This is a genomic window from Candidatus Berkiella cookevillensis, assembly GCF_001431315.2.
Lineage (GTDB): Bacteria > Pseudomonadota > Gammaproteobacteria > Berkiellales > Berkiellaceae > Berkiella_A > Berkiella_A cookevillensis.
Window position 1 is genome coordinate 1,768,956 of the sequence record NZ_LKHV02000001.1, and the last position, 13,886, is coordinate 1,782,841.

At 39.6% G+C, this 13,886-nt stretch carries 17 protein-coding genes, 1 tRNA gene and 1 pseudogene; 11 read left to right on the forward strand and 8 right to left on the reverse strand.

The genetic code is table 11. From position 1 onward, the window contains the following. The first annotated feature begins 524 nt into the window (after positions 1 to 524). Together CC99x_RS07645 and CC99x_RS07650 are read left to right on the forward strand one after the other, a co-directional pair. Positions 525 to 1,280, forward strand: a complete 756-nt coding sequence (locus tag CC99x_RS07645) for an outer membrane protein assembly factor BamD (protein WP_158003239.1) — start codon at positions 525 to 527, stop codon at positions 1,278 to 1,280. Positions 1,281 to 1,295: 15 nt separating this feature from the next. After that, on the forward strand, positions 1,296 to 3,008 hold the full coding sequence (locus CC99x_RS07650; RefSeq protein ID WP_057625473.1) for a proline--tRNA ligase: 1,713 nt from the start codon (positions 1,296 to 1,298) through the stop codon (positions 3,006 to 3,008). 127 nt (positions 3,009 to 3,135) lie between these two features. Here the strand turns inward: CC99x_RS07650 and CC99x_RS07655 are convergent, their stop codons facing one another. After that, the gene (locus CC99x_RS07655; RefSeq protein ID WP_057625474.1) at positions 3,136 to 3,711 is read right to left on the reverse strand and encodes an OmpA family protein; all 576 of its coding nucleotides are present in this window, start codon (positions 3,709 to 3,711) and stop codon (positions 3,136 to 3,138) included. A 135-nt stretch (positions 3,712 to 3,846) separates the two neighbouring features. After that, entirely contained in the window at positions 3,847 to 4,119 is a 273-nt protein-coding gene (locus CC99x_RS07660) for an acylphosphatase (protein ID WP_057625475.1), read from the reverse strand. Between the two features lie 123 nt (positions 4,120 to 4,242). Between CC99x_RS07660 and arsC the strand changes: the two genes are divergently transcribed. The 4 genes from arsC (at position 4,243) to CC99x_RS07680 (ending at position 6,484) form a co-directional block, all read left to right on the forward strand. Beyond that, positions 4,243 to 4,593 carry an arsenate reductase (glutaredoxin) gene (arsC, locus tag CC99x_RS07665; RefSeq protein WP_057625476.1) on the forward strand — a complete coding sequence of 117 codons (351 nt, stop codon included), beginning with the start codon at positions 4,243 to 4,245 and terminating at the stop codon, positions 4,591 to 4,593. Then, positions 4,593 to 5,198 carry an NAD(P)H:quinone oxidoreductase gene (gene wrbA, locus CC99x_RS07670; RefSeq protein ID WP_057625477.1) on the forward strand — a complete coding sequence of 202 codons (606 nt, stop codon included), beginning with the start codon at positions 4,593 to 4,595 and terminating at the stop codon, positions 5,196 to 5,198. The genes arsC and wrbA overlap by 1 nt, the downstream gene beginning before the upstream one ends. Before the next feature lie 243 nt (positions 5,199 to 5,441). After that, entirely contained in the window at positions 5,442 to 5,852 is a 411-nt protein-coding gene (locus CC99x_RS07675; RefSeq protein ID WP_057625478.1) for a hypothetical protein, read from the forward strand. A gap of 137 nt (positions 5,853 to 5,989) precedes the next feature. Continuing rightward, positions 5,990 to 6,484, forward strand: a complete 495-nt coding sequence (locus CC99x_RS07680; RefSeq protein WP_057625479.1) for a hypothetical protein — start codon at positions 5,990 to 5,992, stop codon at positions 6,482 to 6,484. Positions 6,485 to 6,624: 140 nt separating this feature from the next. Here the strand turns inward: CC99x_RS07680 and hda are convergent, their stop codons facing one another. Together hda and CC99x_RS07690 are read right to left on the reverse strand one after the other, a co-directional pair. Next, positions 6,625 to 7,338 carry a DnaA regulatory inactivator Hda gene (gene hda / locus CC99x_RS07685; protein WP_083477408.1) on the reverse strand — a complete coding sequence of 238 codons (714 nt, stop codon included), beginning with the start codon at positions 7,336 to 7,338 and terminating at the stop codon, positions 6,625 to 6,627. Further along, positions 7,326 to 8,414 (reverse strand): DUF2066 domain-containing protein, encoded by a 1,089-nt coding sequence (locus CC99x_RS07690; protein ID WP_057625481.1) that lies wholly within the window; start codon positions 8,412 to 8,414, stop codon positions 7,326 to 7,328. Before CC99x_RS07690 ends, hda begins: the two co-directional genes overlap by 13 nt. Before the next feature lie 107 nt (positions 8,415 to 8,521). Here CC99x_RS07690 and purM point away from each other — a divergent pair, with 107 nt between their 5' ends. The 5 genes from purM (at position 8,522) to CC99x_RS07715 (ending at position 11,498) form a co-directional block, all read left to right on the forward strand. Beyond that, positions 8,522 to 9,559 (forward strand): phosphoribosylformylglycinamidine cyclo-ligase, encoded by a 1,038-nt coding sequence (gene purM, locus CC99x_RS07695; protein WP_057625482.1) that lies wholly within the window; start codon positions 8,522 to 8,524, stop codon positions 9,557 to 9,559. Continuing rightward, on the forward strand, positions 9,552 to 10,232 hold the full coding sequence (gene purN / locus CC99x_RS07700) for a phosphoribosylglycinamide formyltransferase (protein ID WP_200953507.1): 681 nt from the start codon (positions 9,552 to 9,554) through the stop codon (positions 10,230 to 10,232). The genes purM and purN overlap by 8 nt, the downstream gene beginning before the upstream one ends. Continuing rightward, positions 10,229 to 11,029: a DUF3108 domain-containing protein gene (locus tag CC99x_RS07705; RefSeq protein WP_057625483.1), complete on the forward strand. Its 801-nt coding sequence runs from the start codon at positions 10,229 to 10,231 to the stop codon at positions 11,027 to 11,029. Before purN ends, CC99x_RS07705 begins: the two co-directional genes overlap by 4 nt. Before the next feature lie 62 nt (positions 11,030 to 11,091). Beyond that, on the forward strand, positions 11,092 to 11,373 hold the full coding sequence (locus tag CC99x_RS07710; protein ID WP_057625484.1) for a hypothetical protein: 282 nt from the start codon (positions 11,092 to 11,094) through the stop codon (positions 11,371 to 11,373). 48 nt (positions 11,374 to 11,421) lie between these two features. Further along, a tRNA-Arg gene (locus tag CC99x_RS07715) sits at positions 11,422 to 11,498 on the forward strand. A gap of 39 nt (positions 11,499 to 11,537) precedes the next feature. On the opposite strand, the pseudogene CC99x_RS07720 reads toward CC99x_RS07715, so the two are convergent. The 4 genes and pseudogenes from CC99x_RS07720 to CC99x_RS07735 all read right to left on the reverse strand — a co-directional run. Further along, a pseudogene (locus tag CC99x_RS07720) lies at positions 11,538 to 11,723 on the reverse strand (hypothetical protein); the annotation flags it as partial. A gap of 30 nt (positions 11,724 to 11,753) precedes the next feature. Beyond that, positions 11,754 to 12,929, reverse strand: coding sequence for an ISL3 family transposase (locus CC99x_RS07725; protein WP_057625485.1), 1,176 nt, complete (start codon positions 12,927 to 12,929; stop codon positions 11,754 to 11,756). 52 nt (positions 12,930 to 12,981) lie between these two features. Continuing rightward, the gene (locus CC99x_RS07730; protein WP_057625486.1) at positions 12,982 to 13,470 is read right to left on the reverse strand and encodes a GNAT family N-acetyltransferase; all 489 of its coding nucleotides are present in this window, start codon (positions 13,468 to 13,470) and stop codon (positions 12,982 to 12,984) included. Further along, positions 13,458 to 13,763, reverse strand: coding sequence for a type II toxin-antitoxin system TacA family antitoxin (locus CC99x_RS07735; RefSeq protein ID WP_057623779.1), 306 nt, complete (start codon positions 13,761 to 13,763; stop codon positions 13,458 to 13,460). The genes CC99x_RS07730 and CC99x_RS07735 overlap by 13 nt, the downstream gene beginning before the upstream one ends. Between the last annotated feature and the right edge of the window lie 123 nt (positions 13,764 to 13,886).

The window sequence follows — 13,886 nt, forward strand, 5'->3', positions numbered from 1 at the left end:
AACCCATTTTTTTGGACATATTGTTTGTTATATATCTTAAATAATAACGATGCCCAAATCCACTCCATACGAACCCCACAAGAAGCACACATTTTATTGAAGCTCAGTAATAAGTTTTTACTAAGAATGGATGGAATAGATTATGTAGAGGCGGAACCTGAGCGCTCCCCCTCAAATTTTTATTCTGAGAAAATCAGATAATATGTCATGCCAGCGAAGGCTGGCATCCAGTAGCCCTGTGGGCTACCAGGCGCAAAACGCCTGTGGCTCCCAGATATTTTGCTTCGCAAAATTCTGGGATGACAACCTAGTATAAATTCGTGGGGATTGCTCAGGAGGGCGAACCCACTGTGTCCGTCCTGAAATTTGACGACCGGCGCAGAACCCGCCCCTACGAATGAATTGGTTCTTGTGTGGGTGTCCCATAAGCTAGGTTTTACAGCCAAGTTGGCTTATTGACCTTTTTTGGTTTAATCTTGTGGGCTTGTAAAAATAGTTGTAACCCACACATTATGTATAAAGAAATGAAAAAACTTGCCTCATGTCTGTTAGTTACATTGATACTATCAGGGTGTCATTCTACTTCCAAAGATGAACGTTATAACAGCATGAGTGCCAACGAAATTTATCAGCAAGGTGTAAAAAACACGAATAAGAAACGTTTTAAACCAGCTGTCGAAGATTTTGAAGCACTTGAAGCCCGTTACCCCTTTGGTGATTATGCAGATAAGGCTCAGCTTGGCTCTATCTATGCGCTTTACCTCAATGAAGATTATGCGCAAGCATTACCTGCGACAGATCGCTTTATTCGCATGTATCCACGCCACCCTCATGTAGATTATGCCTATTACATGAAAGGCTTAATTCACTTCTCCGAAGCCATGGGATTTTTCAGTAAATATTTACCCATGGAACGTGCAGAAAGAGATCCTACACCTGCCAAGAAGTCTCTCGCATCCTTTGATCATCTTGTTACACATTATCCAAACAGTGTTTATGCGAATAATGCAAAACAACGTATGGTCTACTTGCGTAATTTGATTGCAGAAAATGAATTATTCGTTGCACGTTTTAACCTCAAGAAAGGTGCTTATTTAGCCGCAGCCAACCGTGCAAACTACATTGTTGTTCATTTTGACAAATCACCACAAATTGAGGAAGCACTTGCGATTATGGTACAAGCCTATCGTCGTTTAGAAAGACCTGAGCTTGCCCAAGATGCTTACACTGTATTAAAACAAAATTTCCCACAATCTGAATTTGTTCAGAAATTAGCATAATTAATAAGGTAAAAGATGCGCACGAGTCAGTTACTACTTGCAACCATCAAAGAATCACCTCAAGACGCAGAGCTTATCAGTCATCAACTCATGTTTAGGGCTGGTTTAATCCGCAAACTCGCTTCAGGCCTTTATACATGGCTTCCCATGGGGCTGCGGGTTCTCAGAAAAGTAGAACGTATTGTCCGCGAAGAAATGGATCGCGCCGGTGCACAAGAATTATTGATGCCTGCCGTACAACCTTCTGAACTCTGGCAAGAAACAGAGCGTTGGGATGCTTTTGGTCCTCAACTCCTAAAAATTACCGACAGACACAAGAGAGAGTATTGTTTCGGCCCGACGCATGAAGAAGTGATCACTGATTTAATGCGTTCAGAATTAAAGAGCTACAAAGAATTACCCAGTTGCTTTTATCAAATTCAAATGAAATTCAGAGATGAGATCAGACCTCGTTTTGGTGTCATGCGTGCCCGTGAATTTTTAATGAAAGATGCTTATTCTTTTCATATTGATAAATCTTCTTTGGAAAATACTTATCAAGCAATGTATCAAGCCTATTCTAAAATTTTTGAACGTTTAGGTTTAAATTTTAAAGTTGTACTCGCAGATACCGGAGCCATCGGGGGCAGTGTATCCAATGAATTTCATGTACTGGCTTCATCTGGTGAAGATGCAATTGCTTTTTGCCCCGCATCAGACTATGCCGCAAACGTGGAAACCGCTACAGCCATGTTGCCCAATACAGCACGCGCAGATGCAAAAGAAACATTGAGAATCGTTGAAACACCCAATATTCGTTCTGTCGAAGACCAAGCCAAGCATATGGGTTTAGCGACAAAGCAAATTGTAAAAACGCTTTTAGTTCAAGGCAAAGATTCGCCCGTCGTGGCTCTTTTGTTAAGAGGTGATGATACGCTCAATGCCATTAAAGCGGAAAAGTTACCAGAAGTATTCTCACCGCTTACGCTGGTAGATGAAGAAACCGTACAATCTGTTTGCAAGTGCCAACCTGGTTTTGTTGGCCCCTTTGAGCTCAATATTCCAATCATTGCGGATCATGCTGTCTTGAATCTGTCTGACTTCTCTTGTGGCGCTAACCAAAATGACAAGCATTATTGTGGTGTCAATTGGAATCGTGATCTCCCCTTACCCACAAACGTTGCAGATTTAAGAACCGTCAAAGAAGGTGATTTAAGTCCTGATGGCAAAGGCTCTTTGGAAATCTGTCGAGGAATTGAAGTAGGTCATATTTTCCAGCTTGGCAATAAGTATAGTCAAGCAATGAATGCAACCGTTCTGGATGATAAAGGACAACGCATTGTCATGGAAATGGGCTGTTACGGCATTGGAGTATCTCGAATCGTTGCAGCGGCTATTGAGCAAAATTATGATGAAAAGGGCATTATGTGGCCAACCCCCATGGCTCCCTTTCATATTAATTTGATTCCCTTACACTACCATAAATCTTATCGTGTGAAAGAAACGACGGATAAACTCTATCAAGAACTACAGCAACATGGCTTTGAAGTTTTGATGGACGACAGAAATGAAAGACCCGGACGCATGTTTGCAGAAAGCGATTTGATTGGTATTCCACATCGATTAGTCTTGAGTGAACGTGCTTTAGATGAAAATAAGATTGAATATAAAAACCGCAGAGAAAGTGATAATCAAATGATTGATTTTGATCAATTAATTGCGTTTTTGAAAGAAAAGGTTAAAGTATAACTTGCTCTGTAGGGGACGACCATTGTGTCGTCCCGCTTGTTCTCAGGTTATTCGAGACGACACAATGGTCGTCCCCTACAAAGATCCTTTCTTTTACAAAAAAACATCCATGAAGAACACGAAGCGTTTAAGCGATGCCTTCATCTGTTTCAAAAGATACAACCGCTCTACGATTCTGCGCTAAAGCATCAGGACTTGATTTTGTATTCACAAGCTTTTCTTCGCCATAGCTTTTTACTTTAATTTGAGATTCTTTAACGCCCTGCGTTCTTAAGTATTCAGCTACGGCTTCAGCACGACGCATACCAAGTGCTAAATTATACTCAGCTTTACCTTTTGGATCGGTATAACCTTCAACATTGATTTTTGCAGAAGGATTTTTTGCTAAATATTGTGCAAACTGATCCAATTCTGTTTTTGCATGTTCATTTAAAGCAGCGCTATCATGTTTGAAATGGTAGGTGCTTGAAACAATGTGCTGTTGATTCTTATCTTGATTTTCTTGCGCGTTTTTTGCTTCATCCGATGCTTTGTTAACAGCAAGTGTTTCAGCATCAACGTTAGCATTAACAAATGCAACTTGATTTGTATGATTGTGATCAAAAGAAGCTTGGTAATTATGATTATATGTGCCACACCCAACCAATGCAAAACTGCAACTTAATGCAACAATAGCAGCTTTTACTAAAGTTCCGTTACTCATTATTATTTTCCTAATTATAGATTATCAGATAAGAAAAAAGGCAACATACCGATAAATTAATGAGAATGCAAGCAGCTCAGCGCGCACTTTAATTCAAAATCATCGTAAAAATAAAGGTTTAAAGGCATGCTATTTTTAAAAGCGAATACTAAAATCTTGATAGACCTCTAAGTCATGCTCATTCACTTTAACATCCGTTACATTTGCAGCATCAGATCCGAGCCACAACCAGTCGCAGAGAGATTGCACGGCATCCTCATCACCGCAAATAACGCACTCAACGCTACCGTTTGGTAAATTGCGTACCCAACCGGTAAGCCCTAATGCTTTTGCTTTTTCTTGGGTTGTCTGGCGGTAAAACACCCCCTGCACTTTCCCTGTAATTAAACAATGTTTGCAAATTTTCACGTCAATTTCCAAATGTTAAAGAAGTTATTATGTTAGTTTTCACAAACACACGCTGTATGTAGAAATTTAATTAACTAGGATGTAAGATAGTTCATCTTAAATTTACGCATGCTTAGGTTAAGAATGCAAGTCACTTTGTACCATAATCCACGCTGTTCAAAATCACGACAAGCGCTTGAAATTTTGAACAATATGTCTGTAAATCTGACGATAGTTGAATATCTTAAGACACCACCTTCTGTTTTAGAACTTAAGAAAATAATTATGCTATTAGGTGGTGAAGCAAGAACCTTGCTTCGCGTTAAAGAGGATAAATATTCAGAGTTAAAGTTGAACAACCCATCACTGACAGAAGAACAGCTAATTAATGCGATGCACCATTACCCAATCTTAATCGAACGCCCTATTGTGATCACTGATAAGCTAGCAATCATTGCACGCCCCCCTGAAAAAATTTTGGAAATATTAAAATAATGAATACAAAAACATCTATTCTCATTTTATATTACAGCAGCCAAGGCGCTACACAAAAAATGGCAGAACTGATTGCCTTAGGTGTTGAAAGCATTAGCAACGTGACAGCCAAACTTCGAACAGTGCCCAGTTTGCATCAATCACAAACACCAAATACCGCTTCTTCGCTGATGGTGACACGAGATGATCTCCTCAGCTGCTCAGGCTTGATACTGGGTAGCCCCACTCGTTTTGGAAATATATCAGCTAATATACAACACTTTTTAGAATCTACTTTAGACATTTGGCTTTCAGGACAACTCATTGGCAAGCCAGCCGGTGTCTTTACATCGAGCAGCACGCTACATGGCGGGCAAGAAAGTACGCTACTCAGCCTGTTACTCCCACTCTTGCACCATGGCATGATCGTCACAGGTTTACCCTATCATCATCCTGAGTTACATCGCACCCAAACTGGGGGCAGCCCTTATGGACCCAGCCATGTAGCAGGCACACAGGGCGATCAGCCTATCAGCAAAGATGAGCGAGCACTTTGCATGGCTTTTGGTAAACGTATAGCAACGATAGCCATGCGCTTAAATTCTCAAGAAGGATCTCATACTTAAAAATACTACCATCTGTCTAAAATTGCTTGTTGAATGCTAAAGAACCCCCTAGAATTTTCAACCTATAGTCTTCGCACATGAGCTTTTAGGGGTGTTGTCTTCGCCCTCTCGCAATCCTCATGTACTAATTGTACACTCCGGTTGCTCGAGGCTTGACGCCTACCCAACATTGTGCCCCTCGCGGGTAAAACTCATGTGCTGTGACTATTATTAGGTTTTTAATATTTTTAAAGGTTGCGATTCATGAATTTCAAAACACATGCTGCTGTCGTTGGTGCTACTACCGTTGCTTGGACTGTCGCAGCTATTTATTTAAGCCCTGCTGTACTTACCGTGGGTGAAATTGCCCTAACAACAAGTATTGCCGCCGTTGAATGTACAATTGCATGGGGTCTATTTCTTGGAACCAAAGAATTAGTCAAAGCCGGATTTAATCGTGCCGCAGAGAAGGCAGCTACCCTCGATGGTTCTAGCTTATCGGCAGGCGCAACTTATGTAAAAGAGAGTGCCTCAAGCGCTTATACTTCTACAAGTCGCTTTTTTGGTAATTTATGGAATCGTCAACAACAGCCAGCAGCAGCTAATGATTTACCAGAGCCCACTATAGAAACTTCGCCAAAGCCTTCTAGCTCACGCAAAGCAAAGAAAAAATAGTGTATTTGCACAAAAAGGAACCGTTTGGTTCCTTTTTTTTGACACTTATCTGAATCAAATAGCACTTTCCCCGCATTTTTTATAAGCTAACTACATCAGCAGAAAACATACAATTTAAATATCTGGGGAGCTTATATATGTTAGATTTTCTCACTTCTAAAAAAGATGGCAAACAAGATTACAGTGCTATTTCAAACGCCTTAATGTCTGGTTTTGGTAATTTATTTAAAATGTTTACCTCTAGCTCAAGCAATAAGAATAGTACCCATCGTAGCAAAGAAACGACTTTCGGTTTTATTCCAAAATTCGCCGGCGCATTTGCAGAAATGGCAACAAAATTTACCAAAGCACTTTTTGGCAACAGCTCTGATCCATTGGTACAAGAAGTTGTTAAAAAAGTAGATGATGTAGGACAAAGCTTTGTTAAAATTCTTAAAAGTGATAACCCAATTGAAGCATTGGTACGTGAAAGCGCTTATCAAAAAATGTCACCTGAAACGGATTTATATGCGGGTGGTTTAATGGGGTTATTCAATATGTTTAGCAAACCTAGCTACAGCAAACAGCCTTACAATCCCGTAGCAACACCGGTTGACTACTCTTACTATAACAAGAGCAAAAACAAACCCTAATAGCGTTTCCCCCACGTTAAGGGCTCAACAGAGCCCTTTTTTTTCGCTGCTCATTTACGCCTGTTAAACTGCGCTGCTCAAAGAATCTGCGCCTTGGCTGAACACAAAGTTGCTATTTTTGAGACAGCCTCTATACTCTGTTAAAGTTTTAGTATTTTTTTAACAAAGGGGATAGTAATTTTTCTTTGCAAGGTTAATGAAGCAACATCTAATTGCTCTAAAGTTAAATAGAGAGAAGACATGGAACGCGTAACTCTATTAATAATAAATTCAGCCACCTCTTGATTAATCTGCATGCCTCTTTTTTTGGCTCTTAACTGTAAAGCACATACCAAATCATTATCTTCCAAGGCATGTACTTGCACAGCAATGCCCCACTCCAATCGAGAACGTAAATCCATCAATTGAATATGTGCTCCTTTAGGAGGTTGTTGAGCAGCAATAATTAATTTTTTTTGTGAGGTTTTTATTCTATTGTACAAATAGAAAATGGCCTCTTCCCAAAGCTTATCTCCTGCAATCGCATCTAAATCATCCAAACAAACCAAATCCGTACGCTCTAAATCCTGCAAAATATTGGTATTGAGCTGCTGCTTTAATGGTAAATACAAAGAGGCTCTTTGATGTAAAGTTGCAAAATGACAAGCTGCTTGAAGTAAGTGCGAACATCCAACCCCTTTTCTGCCCCAAATGTAAATAAACTCATCGTGAGGGCTTAAGATAGCTCTTTTTATAATGTTAATGATATGTGCATTTGAACCAGCATAAAACGATTCAAAAGTACAATCATCTTTCAATTGCAAGCAAAGTGGCAATTGGTTTTCCGTAACGATATCTACCATTAAGGCGTCCATTGATAAGTTAAATCCAGTGATTCAACAGGCCGTTCATGATAGCCCAGCGCTGCAAATCGTTTTTCCATACTAATAACCTGGGACAAAATTTCTTTGTCAACTCCGTTTTGAGGTTTTACCTCAAATATAACACCATTTGCAAATACTTGTCGCACGGTTACTCCCTTGACCTGCTCCAAACCATTCAAATAGGATTCCGCTCTAGAAAAATCACGCGAAGACTGTATTCCCTTTACCCCAATTAATAATGATTTAGAAAAAGCGGTGTCTTGCTGTTTAATACCATAACGCCCTTGTAAATCACTGATCACAGATGTAAGGCCTTTTTGTAGTAAATCATTAAAGTCTGCACTTTGCATAACCCATTCACGATGATAGCTATCAATGAGTATCTGCCATTGTGCTTCCCATCCTTGTGGTTTTTTTATCATTTTGCCGACTAAAATAGCATTCGCACCATAACGGCTTGATGCCCCAGTCAAAACACTTGGGAAATTACTAAAAATATCTGACACAGAAACATTTTGCATATCGGTTAAATCCATGACCGGCAAAACCAAAGGTAAACCTCGCTCTTGCGCAAAATCTAAGAGCATAGCGTGCAAATCAGGGTTTGATTGCTCTCCCATAATATAGCGCTTATTATTCTCATCCATAGCGAGCCATAAAATCAGTGTGGGACGCTTTTGCCCCCACAACGCATACCCATTCTTGAATAATAAATCATTCATCATCTGCGCACTGAATATTACTCTTAATTGATCGCCATGATAATCATAACGTTCAACATAAGCGCTCGCATTTTTCAGTGCTTGCTCCACTGCAGGCAGCTTTAATACATCCTCTGTTCCTGCAATACGTTTGAAAATAATCCTCATTCCTTCTTGAAAAAGCGCTATTCTTTGGGCTTCATCTCGACTGGGTGCCACTATCACCGCCTGATACAAATTTTGAGAAATTTCTGTATTTGCGGGCACATTCGCACAAATATTTGTACAAATTAACATAGAAAAGAAACTGAACAGTATCTGTGTGATGGAAAAATACTGTCTTATCTTGGTTAGTTGTTGTAACATTTGTATCCTTTTTACGACCTTCAGTATTGGCGATTTTGGCAGTTTTAAAATCATAATTTAGCTGGCTTAATTATTTGATTCATTGTTAATCTTGAGGATTACGCATTATGTCTACACCACTCACCTATAAAAACGCAGGAGTGGATATTGAACTTGGAAATGAATTGGTTGATAACTATAAAGATATCGTTTCCTCCACTTTCAATCCAGCCGTACTTAACCCACTCGGTGGCTTCTGTTCATTGTATGACTTGTCGCATTATAACTTGAAACAACCCGTTTTGGTCTCCTCAACAGACGGAGTGGGCACTAAATTACGCTTAGCATTGCAGTGGAACAACCATAAAGGCGTTGGAATTGACCTTGTTGCGATGTGTGTGAACGATTTACTTGTAACAGGTGCAAAGCCACTCTTTTTCTTAGATTATTATGCAAGCGGAAAGTTAGATAAGACAATTACGCTAGAAGTCGTGCAAAGTATTGCCACCGGCTGCAAAATTGCAGGTATGGCACTGGTAGGCGGCGAAACCGCTGAAATGCCAGGCATGTACCACAACAAAGACTATGACTTAGCAGGTTTTTGTGTTGGCGCCGTTGAAAAATCAGAAATTGTAAATGGCAGTGATATTACTGTTGGAGATACACTGATTGCTATTGCCTCTTCAGGTGTGCATTCAAATGGCTATTCATTGGTTCGTAAAATTTTAGAATCAAAGCCAGCCCTAGAAGATGACAACTTAGATGGTCGTTCTATTAAAGACATTTTGCTCACACCAACGAAAATTTATAGCCAATGCATGCAAGCCTTACACCAAGCAAAATTATTAAAGGGTGCAGCCCATATTACGGGTGGTGGTATTACTGAAAACGTGCCTCGTTTTATTCCAAAAACATTTGCAGCAAAAATCAATACTGGCAGCTGGGATTTACCCCCTGTGTTTGATTGGATTAAAACACATGCACAACTTTCTTTAGACGATCTCAGAATCACCTATAACTGTGGCGTTGGTATGGTTGTCTGTGTTGCAAAAGAAAATGCACAACAAGCACTTACACTCTTAGCACAGCATCACGAAAATGCCTGGATCATCGGTGAAATGGTTGAAAATACGCAAGGCGCACAAGTGATCTACACACATGAATAACGCAATCTCCGCTGCCTGCAAAGTTGTTGTATTAATAGGTGGTAGTGGCAGTAACTTGCAAGCACTCATTGATGCAATGCCTAATAGTCATTATGAAATCGTTGGGGTTATCAGTCATAACCCCAATGCTTTTGGATTAGAAAGAGCAGAAAAAGCACATATTCAAACCACTGTTGTTGATCACACTGCTTTTGCAGAACGCAGTCATTTTGAAGTGGCTTTACATGAGGCAATTCAGCATTTTAAGCCAGATCTTGTGTTACTCGCTGGATTTATGCGTATTTTATCTGACACTTTTGTCACACAATACACAGGCCATCTCTTAAATATCCATCCATCCTTATTACCTAAGTTTAAAGGACTACACACACACCAGCGTGCATTAGAGCAAGGTGAAACTCATCATGGTGCGAGTGTACATTTTGTTAGCGCAGAATTAGATGGTGGCCCGGTGATTGCACAAACCATCATTGAAGTAGGAGAGGACGCATCAGCAGAGGCATTACAACAACGCGTGCTAAAAACAGAACACTGGCTCTATCCTGAGATAGTTAACTGGTTTTCTAATGGGCGCTTAAAATTATCACAAAATGTTGTACTATTGGACAATCAGCCTATTCCCGAAACTGGACTTCAATTTACATTCACAGAAATCGAAGGCATAAAACAGTGAAACACCCTATTCCACAAATACATTTTTGGTTTTTAAGCACGATTGCTGCTGTTTTAATTTGGTTAACTAGTCCAGCTGTAAAGGCTTATATAAAGCAAGATACATCACAAACACAAAGTAACGCTTTCCCCTTAGCAGAATACGAAGCTCGCTATAACGTTAAATACTTCGGCGTCACTGCCGGTGAATCCATCCACCGCTTACAAAGAAAACAGGATGGAAGCTACCACTTTGAAAGTAAAACAAAACCCACTGTAAAGCTCCTCCCCTACCAATATCATGAAAGTACCGACTTCGCTTGGGAAAAAAACCAAATAAAACCACAAAATTACTTTTATGATATACATGAAGGCAAGCGATCAAAAAGAGGCAATGTTGCCTTTGACTGGGAAAATAAAACCCTCGGCAACAAAGTTTCTAAAGAACCTTGGGAAATGGCTATCCCAAATAATGTTCAAGACAAACTAACGCAAATGCTACGTCTTCGTTATGACTTAACCCAAAATAAAACCAATTTAGTTTATACCGTCGCAGAAGATGATGAGGTAAAAACTTATTCTTTTCGTATTCTAGGTGAAGAAGAGGTGAAAACACCTTTGGGCACATTCATTGCAGTCAAAGTTGAACATGTGCATCGCAAAGGCCACCGAACCAATACATGGTTTGCTAAAAAGCTAAATTATTTGCCCATTAAAGTAAATCAACTACGCAAAGGACGTGTGGTTGGTGAAGGTGAGATCACCTACTTACATTGGACAAATCAAGAGAAAGAAAAGGAAGGTTTAAAGAAGGGATAATCTAGCAGCTGTCTCAACAATAATAAGTTTGAGATAACTTCTACTACATAAGGAGAGTGTTCATGTATGAACTAACAAACAATGAAGTTGTGCAAGTTTCTGGTGGTGAATATCAAGATTGGCAAGTCGTCGCCATATCAGGCATCGCCTCAGGCCTTGCCTTTGCCGGCATCAAAGCCTTTCAAAGCTGGTCTGTACTCACTGCGGGTAAATATTTCGTTGCCTGTAGCGTACCAACCGCTATTGCAAGCAGCCTGATTGTAGGTGGCATGCATTTACTTTCCTGGATCCAATCTCCAACAGAATCAGTTCCTGAATCTACGGGAGAAACAACTTTAAGCTAAGCATTAGTACAGATTGATTGATTTCGTGTATAATGGCGTCGCTTGAGTGCGCTCGTAGCTCAGCTGGATAGAGTACCTGGCTTCGAACCAGGTGGTCGGGAGTTCGAGTCTCTCCGAGCGCGCCATTTTTCCAATCAAATAGCTACAGAGCTTAATTTATAGTACTACCATTCTTCAACATAATCAGTGCCGGAGTGAGACGAGCATACGCGATTTGCCGCATCCAAAAGTTCCTGCAATTCCGGTTCACTGTAGTGCGTTGTAATATCGCCATTCCGATGTCCCAGTAGTACTTTTCTTGTTTCAAGAGACACACCAGCAGCACGTAACCTTCGACCAAAGGTATGTTGGGTCTTCCCTACTTAAGGGGGCACTTCAGTTTACGAACATAGCACTTTAACTCTTAATCTATAATTTTCAAAATTTCTAAATCCATATGCTCTTCTTTGAATGAGCTTCATCTTGCGATGGAATCCTTCGGTAATCCCATTGTTCTTTGTGAATCGCCACATTCTTACTATTTCCTCTCTCCATTTAAATAGGGTCTTCCCGAGCTTAACAAGCGGTAAGAAGATGGCAGCTTTGAGCTGTTTAACCATATCAAGGAAAATAGGGATTAGGTTTTTGCATTCCTTTGCCTTGCGATGTTTATGTTTTAGAAGTGTAAAGAGCCGCTCTTTAAACTGATAAAGCACCTGTATGGCAGGATGTTCATCTAAGAACTGTTTAAGTTTAAGCTTCTTGGTTTCGGTTAGATGCTCAGGACGCGTTCTAAACATAGCCAGTATTCCTCTGTGGTACTTCATTTGTGGATGGATGCTGTGACAGGTTTTCATAAAAGCCTGTTCAATCAGTCTTAGTACATGAAACCTATCCGTTACAATTAAGGCTTTAGGGAAGTGCTTCTTAATGAGGTTTCGATAAGTAACACTTAAATCAATACAAGCTATTTTGACACGCTCTCTACCTGGTAACTGATTAATGAAAGGCAATAAATCAGAGCCACTTTTGCCTTTAACGATATCAAAGATACGGTGGTTTTTTAGGTCACAAAAAGTGGTGGCAAATCGTTGTTTTTTAGAAAAGAAGTGTTCATCAATCCCAAGTATTTTAGGCCAGTGTTGGGCTTTAATATTCTGAGCACGCAATAAATAATGCTGCTGATACCATCGTTCAATAGTGGATTTACCGAGCTTTAAGTGCTTGGCTAAATCTAATTGAGAGACACCTTGGGTATGTTGTTCAAAGACCTGGGCTTTTAATCTTTCTGTAGCGCGTTGATGTTTTAAGATACCGGGAAAGCGTTGATTAAAATAACGCTTGCAAGCATAACAATAAAACTTATGTGCTTTGAATCTAATGTAGGCACGACGTAGGCCAACGGATTCATATTTTACCTCACGCATGAAGGAGTGCTTGATGCGTAATTTAGAGCCATCACAGAAAGGGCATTTGGGCTTCCGATTATAAGTAGCCTCAATAACTAAAGGTGAAGCATTTAAGACTTTCTTAATTGTAAAACCAGGCAAAAATAAAATAAGATTGGTACGGGGCATCTTTAACCTCATTTTGCTAAATCTTTCACATACTTAGCTTAATACATTACGGTTAAAGTGCCCCCCTTATTGGGGTTGAGCCAAGAAAAAGCGTTAGTTCTATTTTATTTTCCAAAAATCCATAACCTTGATAATAAGCTTTTGCCTTGTCATCTATAGCATGGACAAGCAACCCACGTACAGCAGCGATTCTAGATGCTTCCATTGTTTTAATCAAAGCTTCTTTTAAAAGATGTTTGCCAATACCTTTTTCTTGCCACTTTAAATCAACAGCGAGTCTACCTAGAATCATAACAGGTATTCTTTCTGGTGCATTTTGCTTAAAACTTCTTGTCATTTCATCACGATTAACACTGCCATACACTAAAGAGTAGTAAGCAATCACTGTTTTATTGATACAAACAACTCTAGTGGTAGAGAACTTGTTTTGATTGTCTAAGGCTCTAGTCTTAAGCCAAATATTTAAAACATCATTACCGCAATCAAAATCACTTAGCTCATGTTCTTCTGAAATTAACTTCGGTGCACTTATTTTTCCCACGGCGCTTTCTCTTTAAACAAAGCTTTTAATGCGGGTATTTCTTTTGGTGGAGCATCTAACATTTTTTTAAATGCATCAAAATCTTTATCGCTTAAAAAGAAATCTTGCCTATTAAGAAGATCATTCTCAACCGCCCGGGTTACAGCATCGATGATGTAGCTAGTTCGGTCAGAATGTGGACGCAGCTTGACAGCTTTATCTAAAAGAGCGAGATGTTTAACCGGATATTTTAAGTTAACGACCTTTTTTTGAGCCAGTTTTTTATTTTGCGGACTCTTACGTGCAGATTCCATAAAATTACCTATGTATACGTTGTATATATGATAAATATATACCATGATGTATACGTTGTATATATGATAAATATATACCATGATGTATACGTTGTATACACAACTCATCAAATAATAATCTTG

What these genes read in the sequence shown, in the direction of transcription:
- CC99x_RS07645 (WP_158003239.1), top strand. Translation starts at nt 525, where the DNA reads ATGAAAAAACTTGCCTCATGTCTGTTAGTTACATTGATACTATCAGGG.
- CC99x_RS07650 (WP_057625473.1), top strand. Translation starts at nt 1,296, where the DNA reads ATGCGCACGAGTCAGTTACTACTTGCAACCATCAAAGAATCACCTCAA.
- CC99x_RS07655 (WP_057625474.1), bottom strand. Translation starts at nt 3,711, where the DNA reads ATGAGTAACGGAACTTTAGTAAAAGCTGCTATTGTTGCATTAAGTTGC.
- arsC (WP_057625476.1), top strand. Translation starts at nt 4,243, where the DNA reads ATGCAAGTCACTTTGTACCATAATCCACGCTGTTCAAAATCACGACAA.
- wrbA (WP_057625477.1), top strand. Translation starts at nt 4,593, where the DNA reads ATGAATACAAAAACATCTATTCTCATTTTATATTACAGCAGCCAAGGC.
- CC99x_RS07675 (WP_057625478.1), top strand. Translation starts at nt 5,442, where the DNA reads ATGAATTTCAAAACACATGCTGCTGTCGTTGGTGCTACTACCGTTGCT.
- CC99x_RS07680 (WP_057625479.1), top strand. Translation starts at nt 5,990, where the DNA reads ATGTTAGATTTTCTCACTTCTAAAAAAGATGGCAAACAAGATTACAGT.
- hda (WP_083477408.1), bottom strand. Translation starts at nt 7,338, where the DNA reads ATGGACGCCTTAATGGTAGATATCGTTACGGAAAACCAATTGCCACTT.
- CC99x_RS07690 (WP_057625481.1), bottom strand. Translation starts at nt 8,414, where the DNA reads ATGTTACAACAACTAACCAAGATAAGACAGTATTTTTCCATCACACAG.
- purM (WP_057625482.1), top strand. Translation starts at nt 8,522, where the DNA reads ATGTCTACACCACTCACCTATAAAAACGCAGGAGTGGATATTGAACTT.
- purN (WP_200953507.1), top strand. Translation starts at nt 9,552, where the DNA reads ATGAATAACGCAATCTCCGCTGCCTGCAAAGTTGTTGTATTAATAGGT.
- CC99x_RS07710 (WP_057625484.1), top strand. Translation starts at nt 11,092, where the DNA reads ATGTATGAACTAACAAACAATGAAGTTGTGCAAGTTTCTGGTGGTGAA.
- CC99x_RS07725 (WP_057625485.1), bottom strand. Translation starts at nt 12,929, where the DNA reads ATGCCCCGTACCAATCTTATTTTATTTTTGCCTGGTTTTACAATTAAG.
- CC99x_RS07735 (WP_057623779.1), bottom strand. Translation starts at nt 13,763, where the DNA reads ATGGAATCTGCACGTAAGAGTCCGCAAAATAAAAAACTGGCTCAAAAA.